Below are 15142 nucleotides of genomic sequence, written 5' to 3'. Positions count from 1 at the left end.
AGCGATCATTTGCGACGGTAGCGAAGCGCATCGACCAGCAGCGAGAAAGCCGGCGATGGCTGCCGGCGGCTCGGATAGTAGAGGTGATAGCCGGAGAAGGGCGGGCACCAGTCCGACAGGACACGCACGAGCTGGCCGTTCGACAAATACGGCTGCACCTGGCTTTCGGTCAGGTAGGCGAGGCCGAAGCCTTTCAAGGCCGCGTTGAGCAGCGCGCCTGCGCCGTTGAAGACGAGCTGGCCCTCGACGCGCACATTCAACTCACGGCCGTTCTTCTCGAATTCCCAAACATACAAGCTCCCGCCATGCGTGGGCAGGCGCAGGTTGATACAGTTGTGCTGGGTCAGATCCTGCGGCGCCCGCGGCCGCTTTCGGTTGGCGAAGTAGGACGGCGCGCCCACGACCGCCATGCGCAGGTCCGGACCCACCCGAACCGAGATCATGTCCCTTGCCACCAATTCGCCCGGCCGAATTCCGGCGTCGTACTGGGCGGCGACGATGTTGGTGAGACCGTAGTCGATCAGAACCTCGACCTTGATGTCCGGGTAGTGCGGCAGGATGTTAGCCAAGGCAGGCATCAGGATCGCGTCCGCGGCATGTTCCGTGGAGGTGATCCGGATCGTGCCTGCCGGCTTCTCGCGCAGTTCGCTCAAGGCTGCGAGCTCAACATCCATCTCGTCGAACTTGGGACCGATCTTCAGGAACAGCCGTTCGCCGGCCTGAGTTGGCGTGACGCTCCGGGTCGTTCGGTTCAGCAACCTGACACCCAACCGCTCTTCCAGGCCGCGAACGATCTCACTGAGGGTCGGTTGAGAGATTCCGAGCTTTGCCGCCGCCCTGGTGAAGCTTCGCTCTCTCGCCACCGCCAGGAAAGCAAGTAGATCGCTCGCGTTCTCGCGGTCCATTTATAGGCTGCTCCGATAAACCTAATCGGGTTCTATCATCTAATCCTTGGGCGCCCAAGGCGCTACGGTCGCGGCTCGACCGTTGGCCCAGCCGTCCACTACCGAGGAGAGTTCTCCATGAGAGTGCTCGCAGCCGCCGCCTGCTCACTCTGTCTGATGGCCCAGGCTTCGGCCCAGACGTCCACAATCAAAGGAGTAGCATCGATGCTCACGCCCCAGGACATTCGCGCGGTGGCGCCCGCCCTCGAAACGTACGCGCAAGGCGTTGTGCTTGGCGATCTCTGGAGGCGGCCCGGCCTCTCGGCGCGAGATCGCAGCATCGTGACCGTCGCCGCCCTCATTGCCCGCGACCAGACGGTCGAGCTGCCATACTATCTCAACCTCGCGATCGACAGTGGCGTGAAGCCGTCGGAGATCTCGGAAATCATCACGCACCTGGCGTTCTACACCGGCTGGGCGAATGCAATGGACGCGATCCCGGCCGCGCGAGACGTTTTCAGGAGCCGCAACGTCGGAGCCGATCAGCTCCCGCCGGCATCCGGACCGCAGCTACCCCTCGACGAGGCTGCGGAGACGCAGCGGGCGACGCGCGTCGGGCAGCAATTCGGTCAGATCACGCCGAGCCTCGTCCAGTACACGACCGACGTGCTGTTCCGCGATCTGTGGCTGAGACCGGGCCTGGCTCCCCGGGACCGCAGCCTCGTCACCGTAAGCGCGCTCGTCGCGACCGGACAGGTCGCACAGATCACCTATCACCTGAACCGGGCGATGGATAACGGATTGACGCGGGAAGAAGCTGGAGAAGTGCTCGGCCATCTCGCCTTCTATGCCGGCTGGCCCAATGCGTTCTCCGCAGCGCCCGTCGTCAAGGAGGTGATCGAGAAGCGGCCCGTTAGCAGATGATCCGGATGTACTCGCGTCGCGGATTGATCGCCGGCACCGCGGCCGGAGTCGCCTCGACCATGATCGGCAGGGTCGCGGCGGAAGTGTCGAGCACCGAACAAAGGATTCGAGACATGGACATCGAGATCAAACGAAACGGCTCGCGGCCCTCTGCCAAGGGCTCGCCGGACTGGTTCACCGGATCGGTCCGCATCGACCCGCTGTTTCAGGCGCCCGATCCGGCGCGCGTCGCCGCCGGACACGTCACCTTTGAGCCCGGCGCCCGGACTGCCTGGCACACGCATCCGCTCGGCCAGACATTGATCATCACCTCGGGAGTGGGATGGGTGCGGCGGGACGGCGGACCGATCGAGGAAGTGCGGCCGGGTGACGTGGTGTGGTTTCCGCCAGGCCTCAAGCACTGGCATGGAGCGGCACCGACCACCGCGATGACCCACATCGCCATCCAGGAGTCGCTTGACGGCAAGAATGTCGACTGGATGGAAAAGGTCAGCGACGAGCAGTACCGCAAGTGATCGGGTCGCGAACGGCTGGAGAAATCGAATGAAACCCTACGTCATCTGCCACATGGCGGCCAGCATCGACGGCCGCACGCTCCTCAGCCGCTGGAGTCCTCAGGCCAGCGTGCAGCCAGGACTGTTCGACCGATTGCACGAAGAACTCGGAGGCGACGCCTGGCTGGTCGGGCGCGTGACCGGTCAGGAGTATGCCAAGGGCAACGCGTATCCTGCGTCCACGAAGGACGTCTTCCCGCGCGAGCCCTGGTTCGCGCGTCGCGACGCGAGGGCCTACGGCGTCGTGCTCGATGCGCGCGGCAAGATCGTCTGGGGTCGCTCGGACATCGGCAACGACCCGATCGTCGTCGTCCTGTCGGAGGAGGTCTCGGATGCGCACCTGGCGGGACTGCGCAGCGAAGGCATCTCCTACGTGTTCGGCGGAGAGAAAGAACTCGATCTGGCCCTGACGCTGGAAGTCCTGAACCGCGAGCTCGGTGTGAAACGTCTGTTGCTGGAAGGCGGCGGCGTCACCAACGGCGCCTTCCTGCGGGCGGGCCTCGTCGATGAGGTCAGCCTGATCCTGTTTCCGACGGTGGACGGAGCGAAGGGCGCGCCGGCCGTGTTCGATTCGCTGGAGAATGAGCAGGGCCGGTCGGCGCCCGTCCGTTCGATGACCCTCGAAAGCCAGCAGATGCTCGATGGCGGAGTCCTATGGCTGCGCTACAAGCTGCAGAATGCTTGAGCGCGTTCGAATGCTCCCTGGACCAAGAACGAGAGACAATCCTGATCACGCGTAAGAACGCCTGAGTTAGATCAAGGCGGTCGGCGTCAGAAGTCGTGTGCTTGCTCACGCGCGATTCCCGTGCCCTGGCAGCGATCAATGATGCGGCTGTTTCGCGGATCCTGGATCGACCTGCACCGTGGCGGTCAATCCGGCCACCAGCCGGACGCCGCTTGGCACGTCATCGAGGTCGATGCGCACTGGTACGCGCTGCGCGAGGCGGACCCAGGTGAAGATCGGATTTACCGAGGCGAGGCCGGACGTGTCCGGCTGAGCGTTGGGCACATCGATACCGCGGGCAACGCTCTCGACATGTCCACGAACGACTTGGCTGTAGCCCATCAACTTGATCGTAGCGAGGTCGCCTTCGTGGATTCCTCGCAGATTGGTCTCGTCGAAATAGGCGTCGATCCAAAAGGAATCGGCGTTGACGAGCGAGATGCTCTTCTGTCCGGCGGTGACGAAATCGCCAAGTTGCAGTTGCAAGTTCGTCACATAGCCGTTGACCGGCGAGAGGATGCGGGTGCGCTCGAGGTCGACATGCGCCTGGTCGCGTTTCGCAAGCGCCTGCTGATAGGCCGCATTGGCGCTCAGCGAGTTGCTCGCGAAGGTTTGCCGCTCCTCCTGCGAGACCGCCAAATCCGTCAGCTTCTGCCGGCGCGCCGACTGCGCCTGGGCATTCTGCGCGAGCGCCTTCGCCTGGTCGACCGCGGCATCTGCCAGCCGGGCGGCAATCGCGAAGTTCGTGGGATCGACGACCATGAGCAGGTCGCCCTTATGGACGAATTGATTGTCGGCGACCGGCAGCTCCACAATCCGGCCCGACACCTCGGGCGCGATCGTGACGACATAGGCGCGCACGGTGGCGTCGCGCGTCCAGGGTGCTTCCATGTAGACGTCCCACATCGCCCAGCCGAGCAGCCCGGCAAGCGCGACGGTCGCCAGGGTGATCAAGAACGGAATGACTTGGATAGGAGGCCTGACGGGCTCGCGGGTTTCCGGCTGAAGGTACGGGCTCTCGTCACGGTCATCGGCGATTTTGCCGCGCTTGGATATGATTTCCGTCGCGGTCATGGTGGCGAGCTCCAGCGGGCCAAGATCAGGACCCAGGACGAAAGAGCGATGACGTACGCGGCAAACACGAACAGCGCCGGATGCCAGACGCATCGCAGCAAGCCGAAGCGGCTGGCGACCCGGCGCAAGGCAATCGTGACGAGCCAGGCGCCGACCATCATGAGCGAGATGGGCGCAACGTAGACACCGAACAGGTTGACCTCGACAAATCTCATCTCAGTGCGCCCCTGCATCGAAGTGATCGGCGTGCTCAAGCAGCACCTCCGATAGGGCGAGAATGCAAGCGCGTGCCCGCACCACCTCGCGCTTGGCGCATTCGTTGCCGGCGAGCGCCGCGTCGAGGCGAGTGAGGCGCGCAATGGCCGTCGAACTTTTGCCTTGTGCCAGAGCGGCGAGCGCGTGTTCGAATTCGGCACCGACGCCGAGCCGTAGAGCCAGAGGGCGCAGTCTGATTATCTCGGATCCCACTGACAGCGACCCCAGTAGTTGGGCGCGCTGTAGTGGTGTCGCCTCTCGCGGCATGGCCGCGAGCCGGCCATGGACGTGGCCCGTCCAGTCTCCAGGCGTCCGCCCCATCGCGAGGCGGCGCAGATCGCGCAAGGTCAAGACCAGCAACCGGCGGGTCCGGAATGCCGGCGACAACGGTGGCAGCAGGCGAAAGGACATTACGACGGCGCCGATGCCGGCGAGGATCGCGAGCGTCGCGTTGTAAAACTGCACCGTGTCGTAGCTCATCTGGTTCTCAGGCGCGAGCAACGGCACGAAATACGCCGCCATATAGGTGAGCGCGCTGCTCTTCCATTTTCCCGCTGCGGCACCTGCGGGAACCAGCCAAAGGCCAATCGCGAGGCTGAAGGCGGCAAAGGTCTCCAAGTGCGGTAGCACCGCGAACCTGATGATCGCCGCGACGACAGCGGCGATTCCGGTGCCCACCATGAAGCTCATGGCCACCGCGTGGGCTTGGTCGGCTCGCGGCGCGAACAGAATGACGGAGATGGCGGCGAAGGTGATCGCCTCAGCGCCACTCGGCCAGGCGGTGACGATCCAGAGCAACGCGACGGCGCAGATCGTGACGAATGCGCGCGCGGCATTGACCAGACCCGGCAGCCAGTCCGCCACGTACAGGCGGCTGACATCGCGGCGGCGCGGGGGAGGTCGAGCGGGGTCGGCGACAAGCAAAGCCAGCCCGTTCAGCGCATGCGACATGCCGGCGAGCGCTGCGGCCGTCTGGTCGGCGAGCAGGCGGAGCGATGGGGTGCCAGACGGCAACTCGATCAGCCGGTGCGCAGTCGTCTCGCAAAGCAAGCGAAGACTGGCCGGATTAGCGATCCAGCGCGACGGCTCGCCATTTATGGATCGCAACTCGCGCGGCAGGATTTGCAGGATAATTCCCGCTTCTTGCCGGGACTTTGCGCTGGGCAGTTGGACAAGGTGATTTGCCACCGTACGCCAGCCGGCCAGGGCGGCGAACAAACCGTCCACCGCCCTTTCCAAATCCGGCGAACGATAACGGATTTGAGCCGATTCCCCGAGCGTTTGGTCGATCATTGGGTCGAGGGCAATAACTCTCTGTATGAGTGCGCGCCGCATCGATCGCGTGTCGGATGGTTCGGGTCCGGTCGCTGCGAACGTGTTGGTTAGGCCGGCAGCGATTCGTGCCGCCAGGTCTGCAAAGAGCGTGGCTAGCCGCCTCCGGGCGCCGCCGAGATCGGTTCCAGCGAGAACGATGCCGGCGCAGACGATGCCAATGCAAGTCTCGCTCGCGCGGGTGACAGCCAGCATGAAGACGTCACCGTGTGCGCCGCCGATTGCGCCGAGCTGATCGCTGGCAACAATCGCCGCGGTATAGCCAGCTAAGGCCGCGCCATAGCCTGCAAAGTTGCGGATTAAGGTGGCGACGAATGCGCATGCCGCCCCCCACAGGGCCAGCCCGAGGAGAAACGATGCGCGATCCTGCGGAAAGCATGCGGTCAGTACGACGATCGCGACAGCGCCGACCAAGGTACCGATCATGCGGAACCACCCCTTGCGCAGTGCTGCGCCGAGCTGCGGCTGACAGACGATCGCCGCCGAGGCGCCGGCCCAAAACGGGCTGTCGAGTTCGAGCCAGAAAGCGATGTAGAGCGCGAGGCAAACAGAGGCCCAGAGCCGCAGGCCAAACAGAAGCGCGGGAACCCAGCCTGCAGCCATCGTGCTCAGGCGCCCGAGATCGAGCGCACGAATCCGGCGCTCCATGATTCTGGGCAAGATTCTGGGCAAGTACATTCGGCTGGGCTCATCGGCAATCATTGACCGTTTTCCATCGGTCGCGCCGTCACGCAGAACTCGAAGCTCAACGGACGGCGTGCTCTTTTCCGCGCCAGTTGCCCGACAGACAGTGCGCTGACTTCGTACGCGAGCGTTCGCTCACAAACGAAGAGGTGCGGTCGCCCATTGATCTCGTCCAATAGAGAGACGATATGGTTTAATCTCGATGCGAGATAAAATCCGGAGGTCTTGGAATGCTCGATGTCCGGCAACTTCGCTATTTCGTGGCAGTCGCGGAATATCTGCATTTCACCAGGGCAGCAGACCACCTGCACGTCGCTCAGTCAGCCCTCAGCACTCAAGTAAAGCAACTTGAAGCCCAGTTAGGCGTAAGGCTGCTGGGCCGAAGCAAGCGGTCGTCAGTGACTCTGACCGACGCCGGTCTGCTGTTCCTGACCGAGGCGCGAAATGCGCTGCGGCAACTCGAGATCGCGGAGTCCGTCGGCCGCCTCGCGGGGCGGGGCATGCTCGGCCACGTCGAGATCGGCTACGTCGCCTCGGCTGCTTTCTCGGGCCTGCTCTCGCTCGCCATGTTGACCTTCCAAAGGGAGCGCCCCGGCGTCGTCCTACGGATATCGGAGATGGAGACGTTTCGGCAGCTCACGGCCATCGCGGAGGGCGAGCTGGACGTGGGCTTCATCAGGCCACGCCCGAACTATCCCGAGGGCGTCGTGGTGGAGGTGCTGCGCACCGAGAAGCTGCTGTTGGCGCTGCCGGTCGGGCATCCGCAGTCGGCGGACCCCGACGTCCGCGCGCTTGCCGACGAGACCTTTGTGGTGCCGAAGTCCGGCGGCTTCGCCGAGCATGCCGCCGACTTCGTGGCCGCCGCCGGCCCCACACCGGAGCGGGTCGTCCAGGTGCGCGACTTCCTGTCGGCCATCACCTTGGTCGGCGCAGGTTGTGGGATCGCGCTCGTGCCCGAATCGCTGCGCGCGCTCGCCATGCCCAACGTCCGCTACAGCGAAATGTCGAACTATGACCGCAAGGTCGAGCTCGCCCTGGCCTATCGCTCGGCGCGCAGTTCGCCGGTCGTACAGGCCTTTGTCGAGGTTTGCCGGGGCTATCGGAACGTGAGTCACTAGGCGTGACGATTGACTCGTCGGCACGATGTCGATGACGTGGTGGAACTGGTTGCGGCATCTGCCGGCCGGACGTTTCGATCGAAGCATCGACGTTCAGGTTGCGCGGTCGCGTCGAACGGGCCGCGACGAAAAGCGCGTGGAACGCCGAGGGTAGGCCAAGGATTGCCATAATTAGCGTAATCCTTGTTCAGCGCTGGTTCACCCGTCGAGGAATCCAATCGATTGGCATCCGATAGGGAATACGATCATGACACGCATTCTGCTCGCATTGTTCATCGGCCTGGTGTCATCGATCACGCTGCCCGCACAGGCGCAGGAGCAGGAGAAGCGGCTCGCGCTGGTGATCGGCAACGGCGCCTACGCGAGCGGCGCGCTGCCGACGGCCGCCAACGATGCGGGCCTCGTGGCGCAGACGCTGCAAGCCGCGGGATTCGACGTCGTCGGCGCGCGCGACCTCGACGGCGAGACGCTGCGGAGATCGTTCCGCGAGTTCGTGCAGAAGGTCCAGGAGGCTGGGCCGAACACGGTCGCCTTTGTCTATCTCGCCGGCTACGGCGCGCAGCTTACCGGCGAAAACTATTTCATTCCGGTCGATGCGAAGATCGCCCGCGACATCGACGTGCCGGTCGAAGGCTTGCGGCTGTCGGACTACATGCGCCAGCTTTCAGCGCTGCCGGTGAAGGCGAACATCATTGTGCTGGATGGCGCGCGCGCGAATTCCTTCGCCAAGGAGGGGCAGCCGCTTGCCGGCGGCTTGGCGCTGGTCGAGCCCGAGCCGAAGATGCTGGTCGCGTTCAATGCCGCCCCCGGGACGATCGCGCCGGAGGGCGAGCCGCCTTATGGCGCCTACGCGCAGGCGCTCGCCGAGATGATCCGTGCCGGCGGCCTGCCGCTGCCCGAACTGTTCGACCGCGTCCGCCTGCGCGTCAGCGAGATGACCAAGGGCGCGCAGATTCCGTGGAATGCGCAGAAGATCGATACGCCATTCATGTTCTTCGAGCGGCAGCCGGACGCGCCGCCGACCCAGGTCGATGCCAGCGTCCGCGACAAGCCGATCCGCGACTTCGATGCGAAGGACGCCTATGCCGCTGCGCTGGAACGCGACACGCTGCAAGGCTACGAAGAGTTCCTGCAGGCGTTTCCGAACGATCCGCTCGCCAAGCGGGTGAGGGCGATCGTGGCCGCGCGGCGCGAGGCGATCACCTGGGGGCGGAGCTATCGCACCGATACGCCGGACGCCTACTGGTCCTATCTTCATCGCTACCCGCGCGGCCCGCATGCCGCCGATGCGCGGCGCCGTCTCGCCATTTTGTCGGCAGCGCTCGAGCCGCCGCCGTCGTTTGCGCCGATCGACTATGACGTTCCTCCGCCGCCGCCCGACGAGTTGATGTATGTGGACGATCGCCCGGTCCTCTACTTCGACGATCCGGTGTTCGCCTTTGCGCCGCCGCCACCGGCACCGGTGTTCTTCCTGCCGCCACCGCCGCCGGATTTCGTGGTGTTGCCGCCACCGCCGCCGCCGGCCGCAGTGTTCGTGCTGCCTGTTCCGGTGTTCGTGCCGATCCCGGTCTATGTCCGGCCGCCGGTCTATGTTGCGCCGCCGCCGAACAACATCGTGTTCGCCAACATCCACAACCGGACTGTTATCAACGAGGTCATCAACAATCCCAACCCGACCCCGGCGCAGCTTGGCGCGCTCGGAACAAAGTTCAATGGTGCTGCGGCTCGGCCGGCGATAGCGCCATCACTGCCGCCCGCCGCGGCGCAGCGGGCCAACCTGGTCCCGCCGTCGCCGCAGGGCGCCGGTCAGCCGGTGCCGGGGACCAAGTTTGCGCCGCGTGCGCCGACACAAGGCGGGGCGGGTGCGGCCCCCAACGCTGCCGGCCCGAATGCATTGCCCGGCGCCGGGAGGCAGCCGCTGCCGCAGACGACGACGGCACCCGCGACCGCCGCGCAGCCGGACGCAGGCACCAAGGCGTCGAGACTGACGTCTCCGCCCGCTGCGGCGCCCAACGCGGCTGGCGCCAATGCGCCGGCTGGGACCAAGGGACGGCCTGCGCCGCAGACCGCGACGGCGCCTGCCACGGCGGCGCCACCGAACGCGACCAGGCCGACGGCTTCGCCGAGCGCTACCGCTGCGCCGACCACCGACACGAAGCTCAACCGGGCAGCACCCGCGCAGCGGCCGTCGGTCGCACGGCCGGCGGATGTTCCGAGGGCCGCTGGCGCGCCGCCATCTCGCAATGCTCCCCCGGCCGCTGCATTGGCCAGGCAGACGCCGCCTTCCGTCGCTCCGCCAGCAGCCGCCCGTCATCCGACACCACCGCCGGCAGCAGTGCGGACGCCGCCGCCATCCGTTGCGGCGCGGACGGCTCCGCCGCCAGCTCCTGCTCCGCGCGTCACGGCGCCACCTCCAGCGGCACCGCGCGTCGCGGCGCCACCGCCACACGCGGCCGCGCCGCCGCGGGTCGCATCACCGCCGCCGCAGATGCAGCGCATGGCGGCGCCGCCGGCGCGGCCCGCGGCACCGGCGGCTCGCGGAGGACCTGCCTGCCCGGGTGGCAGGTGCCCGCCGCATTGATCGGAGCGTGAAGCGAAGTTCGGCGATCTCAACTTGCCTTGCGCGAGGCGAGATCCGCGATTGCCCTCATCACAGCGTCGCGGACGCCGGGATCATACAGGATATGCCCGGCGCCTTCGACGATGCGGACTTCGGCCTCTCGCCAGCGTGCGGCCAGAGCAAACGACGTGGCCGGCGGACACAGCAGATCGTAGCGGCCCTGCACCAGGATGCCGGGAATTCCTGCAAGCTTGCCGGCATCGTTCATCAACTGGTCGGGCGCCATGAAGCAGTCATTGACGAAGTAATGCGCCTCCATGAACGGCGTCGCGGGCAACGCGCGCGATGAGTTCAGCGAGGCGAGGTCGAGCCGTATGCGGGCGGGCGCGTGGACGGAGAGGATGTGCTCGGTGTCATGCCAGGCGCGCGCGGCCGGGCCGTGCACCGCCGCGTCGGCATCGAGGATGCGCCGCCAATAGGCGTCGAGCGGCCGGTCGCGTTCTTCCGCCGGCAGCAGGCTCAGGAAGTCCGCCGACAGCGCGGGGTAGAAGCGCGGCAGCGTGTCGAGAAAGGCAGCTTCCAGCTCTCTGCGCGTGCCGAGGAATGTCGCGCGCAGCACGAGGGCGGTGACGCGATCGGGATGCGCCTGCGCATAGGCCAGCGCGAGCGTCGCGCCCCAGGAGCCGCCGACCACCAGCCAGCGCTCGAAACCGAACTTTTCGCGGATAGTCTCCATGTCCGCGATCAACAGCGGCAGCGTGTTGGCCTCGCGCTTTCCCTTCGGCCGGCTGCGTCCGGCGCCGCGCTGGTCGAACAGCACCGCATGAAAACGCTCGGGATCGAACAGGCGGCGATGATCCGCCTGGCAGCCGCTGCCGGGGCCGCCATGCAGATAGACCGCAGGCACGCCGCCCTCGCGGCCGACGCTCTCGACATAGATCTCGTGATCGTCGCCGACCGGCAGCAGCTCCGAGGTCAGTGGCGCGAAAGGATCCGTGCGGCGCGACGATTTGCCTGCCTCGGCGTCAGGCGCCATGATCGCCTTCCGTCTCCAGCGTGCCGCCGGCGAAATTGCGATAGAGGAAGCGGTTGTTGCCAGCGGCCGCCTCGGTCTCCGCGAGCTTGAAGATCTTCTCGTGCATCGGCGACAGCGTGCAGGCCGGGTCGGTATTGCCGGCATCGCCGGTCAGCGCATAGGCCTGGCAGCGGCAGCCGCCGTAGTCGATCTCGCGGAATTCGCATGATTTGCACGGCTCGGGCATCCACCCCGTGCCGCGATAGCGGTTGAAGGCCTCCGAGTTCTGCCAGATCCAGGCGATCGAATGGTTCGAGCGCACCGATTCGAACTGGAGCCCGGTGATGCTTTCGGCGGCGTGGCACGGCAGCACCTTGCCGGCCGGCGAGATGTTGAAGAACTGCCGGCCCCAGCCGCCCATGCACTTCTTCGGCCGCAGCGCGTAATAGTCCGGCACCACGTAATCGATCGCGAGCACGCCCTTCAGGCGCGCCTGCGCCTCCTCGACGATGCGGCTGGTCTCCTCGATCTGCGCAATCGTCGGCATCAGCGCGGCGCGGTTCTTCAGCGCCCAGCCGTAATACTGCACGTTGGCGACCTCGAGCCGGTCGGCGTCGAGATCGACAGCCATCTGGATGATGTCGGAAAGCTGGTGCAGGTTCTGCCGGTGCATCACCGCATTGACGGTGAGCGGCAGGTCGAGCTCGCGCGTCCACCTGGCAGCCTGGATCTTCTTCTCATGCGAATTCTTCAGGCCCGCGACGCGGTCGGCCACGACAGGCTCGTTGCCCTGGAAGCTGATCTGCACATGGCAAAGGCCGGCATCGGCCAGCGCCGCCAGTCTTTCCTTGGAAAGCAGCACGGCCGACGTGATCAGGTTGGTATAGAGCCCGACATCGCTTGCGTGCTGAACCAGCTCGACGAGATCCTTCCGCGCGGTCGGCTCGCCGCCGGAGAAATGAATCTGCAGCACGCCGAGCTCGACCAGCTCGGTCATCACCTTCTTCCATTCCTCGGTGGTGAGCTCGCTGCCGGCGCGGTCGAGCTCGACCGGGTTGGAGCAATAGGGGCATTGCAGCGGGCAGCGGTGCGTCAGCTCCGCGAGCACCGCCAGCGGAATGCCATAGCTCGTCGCCGTCGAGCGGCGCTGCTCCAGCACCGTGAGCCCGTCGCTCGGCGCGGCTGTCGTCTTGCCTTCGGTGAGAATGTCGCTCATGGCGTCTTCTCCCGTGCTTCGGTAAGAAAGCCCTTGTCCGCCAGATCCTGCAGCATGGCGACCACGTCGGTCGAGATCGCCTCGCGCGGCGCGGCGTATTTCGCGGCAAGCTGATCGACCATGTCGGCGACGCTGCGCTCGCCGTCGCAGAGCTGCAGCACTTCGACCGCGATCTCGTCCGGCGCCAGCACGCGTTCCGGCGCCAGGATCACCCAGACCTGCCGTATCTCGTCGAACTTCAGCTTGGCGTGCCGCGGCAATTTCGGCCGGCTTGCCTCGCTGACGCTGATATTGCGGCCCGCCATCCAAAAATCCCCTCTAGCTCGCCGTCGGCACGAAGGCGCCGGGCGGGATGTGGCCGTCGACATAGGCATGGTACAGCGCGTCGAGCTGCACCCACAGCACGCTGGTCTTGAAGATCAGCGCATTGCAGACCGCCTCGCGCTCCGCCTGTGTCCTGGCGTTTTTCTTGACATAGTCGAGCGCAAATCCGGCATCGCGCGGCGCCTGCTGCAGGCGGCGCTTGAAGTAGCTCATGATGTCAGGACTGACGAAGTCGTAGTGCTGCAGCATCCCGGAGATGCGCTCCTCATGCAGGTTCGGCGCGAACAGCTCCGTCAGCGAGGAGGCGATCGCCTCCAGCGGCGTCCGGTCGCGGCAGAAATGCACATAGGCTTCCACCGCAAAGCGCGTCGCCGGCAGGATGCCTTCGGTCGATTCCACATAGGCGCTGTCGAGGCCGAGACCTTCGGTCAGCTTCAGCCAGCGCTCGATGCCGCCTTCGCTGCCGGTGTCGCCGTCATGGTCCTCGATGCGGTGGCGCCATTCGATGCGGGTCATGCGGTCGCGGAAGCGCGAGATCACGACCGCGTCCTTGATCGGGATCGTGCTCTGGTAATAGTAACGGTTCAGCGCCCAGGCCTGCACTTGGCCCTTGTTCAGCTTGCCGCCGTGCAGGAGCTTATGGAATGGGTGCAGGTTGTGATAGCGCGTCGCGCCGATGTGGCGCAGCATCGCTTCCAGCTCCTCGGCGCTATCAAGCGACACGCCCTTGCCGATCGAATAGGCGGTCATTCCGCTCAGTGAAGGTGCGTTCAAAGTTCGATCTCCGTTCCATCGGCGGGGATTTGCCAGCCGGCCCGCTCGGCCATCTTCCGCTCGGGAGAGTCCTTCAACAAAGCCGGGTTGGAGTTGTTGATATGCAGGAACAGTTTTCGGCCGATATCAAGGCCGGCGAGGCTCTCGATCGCGCCATGGCCGCCTGACATCGAAATATGTCCCATCCCCTGACCGGTCTTGTTGCCGAGGCCCGCCGCGATCAACTCGTCGTCGCGCCACACCGTGCCATCGAAGAACACCAGCGGCGCTCCCGCAAGCCGGGATTTCAGATCATCGGTCACATGCGCACACGCGGCCAGGAAGTAGAAATATTTGCCGCTGGCCTTTTCCGCAATGCGCAGGCCCAGCGTGTCGCCCGTGCCGTCATTGCCGGCCGGATGCGCCTTGCCCTCGAGATACCACGCGCCCTTGCCGGGAACCTCGAACGGCAGCACCTCGAGGCCAGAGGGCGCGCCGTCGGGCAGGGCAGGCTCGAACGCGCGATCAACTGCGATCGGCCGGCGCTTGACGTTCTTCTCGCTGAGCACGTCGAAAACGCTGTTGGACTTCAGGATCGCCAGCACCCGCTGGTGTGCGTAGATCGCAAACGGCGAGCCCTCGCGCATCGACAACAGTCCCGCGATCGCGTCGATCTCGCCATTGGTCAGGATCACGCCCGCGATCGGGCTATGGCGAAGCTCGCCGCGCCTCGGGTGCAATTGCGGCGTCGCGATCAATTGCTGGCGCAGGTCGGGCGAGGCGTTGATCAGGAACCAGTGCACGCCGTCGGCGCTGACCGCAATCGAAGCCTGGGTGCTCTGCAGTTCCGGAGCCTCGCTTCTCGCTTTGGTGCAAACCGGGCAGCCGCAGTTCCACTGCGGAACGCCACCACCGGCCGCCGCGCCCAGGACGACGACGCGAAGCATGATCCGTCTCCCGGCGAAAACCCGATACGTAGGGACAAACGAGGCAAGGACACAACAAAAATGGACCCGGGCGTCAACGCCAATCCCCTTCGGGAAGGTCCGACGCCCGCAAGTCCAGCAACGTGCTTAAAGCTGTCGCGTCCCCTTACTTGCGGGTCGCGCACATATACATGTTGATTTCCATGCCGACGGATACTTCGACGATCTTCGGTGCTTTCCAGGCCATTAGGCTCTCCTTGTTCGAAACCGGACGCATTCCGCCCTGGGCAATAAGGTAATGCAGGCGAAAAAGTTCGCCAGTTAAATTTTGACGTGCTGCGCTGCATCAGTCATGCTGCGTCGCACCAGGAATTCACGCAGTTGTGCGAGAGCCGCAAGTCAAATCGCACGTTTCATTATTGTTCGCATTGCGATCAATAGCGATTCTGGGTTTGACAGGGGGCTTCCACCGCAGGGGGTCTCAACGGGGAGTGTCTGCCGCCGATGCCGCGCTATTTCTTCAACACCCGTATCGGCGATGAGCTGATCTCCGACCCCGAGGGCGAAGTCCTGCGGGATCCCGATCGCGCCTGGGAAATGGCGCGGGCGATGATTCGGGAACTGCTGCGAACGGAAGGCGCCGACGCCACGCTGTTGAATGCGGTCATCGAAGTGACCGACGATGACGGCGATATCGTGCTCGAATTTCCGTTCTCGGAGGCGATCATCGATCTGCCGGCTGCGGGCTCGGTCACGAAACATTGAAGGTCTGCGCGGTCGTTCTGCGCTACATCGCATC

At 65.2% G+C, this 15142-nt stretch carries 16 protein-coding genes; 6 read left to right on the top strand and 10 right to left on the bottom strand.

The window, feature by feature from the left end; translation table 11 throughout:
- Positions 1–5 precede the first annotated feature (5 nt).
- A complete protein-coding gene (locus tag ACVJGD_RS15365) occupies positions 6–905 on the bottom strand; it encodes a LysR family transcriptional regulator (RefSeq protein ID WP_456635128.1) in 900 nt (299 codons plus the stop codon).
- A 117-nt stretch (positions 906–1022) separates the two neighbouring features.
- On the opposite strand from ACVJGD_RS15365, the gene ACVJGD_RS15360 reads away from it, so the two are divergent.
- The 3 genes from ACVJGD_RS15360 (at position 1023) to ACVJGD_RS15350 (ending at position 3047) form a co-directional block, all read left to right on the top strand.
- On the top strand, positions 1023–1808 hold the full coding sequence (locus ACVJGD_RS15360) for a carboxymuconolactone decarboxylase family protein (RefSeq protein WP_456635127.1): 786 nt from the start codon (positions 1023–1025) through the stop codon (positions 1806–1808).
- Positions 1809–1927: 119 nt separating this feature from the next.
- Positions 1928–2323 carry a (R)-mandelonitrile lyase gene (locus ACVJGD_RS15355; RefSeq protein WP_456640259.1) on the top strand — a complete coding sequence of 132 codons (396 nt, stop codon included), beginning with the start codon at positions 1928–1930 and terminating at the stop codon, positions 2321–2323.
- Positions 2324–2351: 28 nt separating this feature from the next.
- The gene (locus ACVJGD_RS15350; protein ID WP_456635126.1) at positions 2352–3047 is read left to right on the top strand and encodes a dihydrofolate reductase family protein; all 696 of its coding nucleotides are present in this window, start codon (positions 2352–2354) and stop codon (positions 3045–3047) included.
- Between the two features lie 135 nt (positions 3048–3182).
- Here ACVJGD_RS15350 and ACVJGD_RS15345 read toward each other — a convergent pair whose 3' ends face one another.
- From ACVJGD_RS15345 to ACVJGD_RS15335, 3 genes are read right to left on the bottom strand one after another with little or no spacing between them, the layout of a single operon-like run.
- On the bottom strand, positions 3183–4160 hold the full coding sequence (locus tag ACVJGD_RS15345; RefSeq protein ID WP_456635125.1) for an efflux RND transporter periplasmic adaptor subunit: 978 nt from the start codon (positions 4158–4160) through the stop codon (positions 3183–3185).
- Positions 4157–4375, bottom strand: a complete 219-nt coding sequence (locus ACVJGD_RS15340) for a DUF1656 domain-containing protein (RefSeq protein WP_456635124.1) — start codon at positions 4373–4375, stop codon at positions 4157–4159. The genes ACVJGD_RS15345 and ACVJGD_RS15340 overlap by 4 nt, the downstream gene beginning before the upstream one ends.
- 1 nt (position 4376) lies before the next feature.
- Positions 4377–6449: an FUSC family protein gene (locus ACVJGD_RS15335; RefSeq protein ID WP_456635123.1), complete on the bottom strand. Its 2073-nt coding sequence runs from the start codon at positions 6447–6449 to the stop codon at positions 4377–4379.
- 212 nt (positions 6450–6661) lie between these two features.
- On the opposite strand from ACVJGD_RS15335, the gene ACVJGD_RS15330 reads away from it, so the two are divergent.
- Both ACVJGD_RS15330 and ACVJGD_RS15325 read left to right on the top strand, forming a co-directional pair.
- Positions 6662–7549 carry a LysR family transcriptional regulator gene (locus tag ACVJGD_RS15330; protein WP_456635122.1) on the top strand — a complete coding sequence of 296 codons (888 nt, stop codon included), beginning with the start codon at positions 6662–6664 and terminating at the stop codon, positions 7547–7549.
- 247 nt (positions 7550–7796) lie between these two features.
- A complete protein-coding gene (locus tag ACVJGD_RS15325) occupies positions 7797–10130 on the top strand; it encodes a caspase family protein (RefSeq protein ID WP_456635121.1) in 2334 nt (777 codons plus the stop codon).
- A gap of 28 nt (positions 10131–10158) precedes the next feature.
- On the opposite strand, the gene pip is transcribed toward ACVJGD_RS15325, so the two are convergent.
- The 6 genes from pip to pqqA form a co-directional block, all read right to left on the bottom strand.
- Positions 10159–11145, bottom strand: coding sequence for a prolyl aminopeptidase (pip, locus tag ACVJGD_RS15320; RefSeq protein ID WP_456635120.1), 987 nt, complete (start codon positions 11143–11145; stop codon positions 10159–10161).
- Positions 11135–12340 carry a pyrroloquinoline quinone biosynthesis protein PqqE gene (gene pqqE / locus ACVJGD_RS15315; RefSeq protein ID WP_456635119.1) on the bottom strand — a complete coding sequence of 402 codons (1206 nt, stop codon included), beginning with the start codon at positions 12338–12340 and terminating at the stop codon, positions 11135–11137. Before pqqE ends, pip begins: the two co-directional genes overlap by 11 nt.
- On the bottom strand, positions 12337–12645 hold the full coding sequence (gene pqqD, locus ACVJGD_RS15310) for a pyrroloquinoline quinone biosynthesis peptide chaperone PqqD (RefSeq protein ID WP_456635118.1): 309 nt from the start codon (positions 12643–12645) through the stop codon (positions 12337–12339). Before pqqD ends, pqqE begins: the two co-directional genes overlap by 4 nt.
- Before the next feature lie 13 nt (positions 12646–12658).
- The gene (gene pqqC, locus ACVJGD_RS15305; protein WP_456635117.1) at positions 12659–13438 is read right to left on the bottom strand and encodes a pyrroloquinoline-quinone synthase PqqC; all 780 of its coding nucleotides are present in this window, start codon (positions 13436–13438) and stop codon (positions 12659–12661) included.
- The gene (pqqB, locus tag ACVJGD_RS15300) at positions 13435–14364 is read right to left on the bottom strand and encodes a pyrroloquinoline quinone biosynthesis protein PqqB (RefSeq protein ID WP_456635116.1); all 930 of its coding nucleotides are present in this window, start codon (positions 14362–14364) and stop codon (positions 13435–13437) included. The genes pqqC and pqqB overlap by 4 nt, the downstream gene beginning before the upstream one ends.
- Positions 14365–14509: 145 nt before the next feature.
- Positions 14510–14590: a pyrroloquinoline quinone precursor peptide PqqA gene (pqqA, locus tag ACVJGD_RS15295; protein WP_035635412.1), complete on the bottom strand. Its 81-nt coding sequence runs from the start codon at positions 14588–14590 to the stop codon at positions 14510–14512.
- A 257-nt stretch (positions 14591–14847) separates the two neighbouring features.
- Between pqqA and ACVJGD_RS15290 the strand changes: the two genes are divergently transcribed.
- Positions 14848–15108 carry a DUF6894 family protein gene (locus ACVJGD_RS15290; RefSeq protein WP_456635115.1) on the top strand — a complete coding sequence of 87 codons (261 nt, stop codon included), beginning with the start codon at positions 14848–14850 and terminating at the stop codon, positions 15106–15108.
- Positions 15109–15142: the final 34 nt, after the last annotated feature.

It is taken from the genome of Bradyrhizobium sp. USDA 10063, from assembly GCF_054063735.1.
This window is presented reverse-complemented; position numbering and strand designations above follow the sequence as displayed.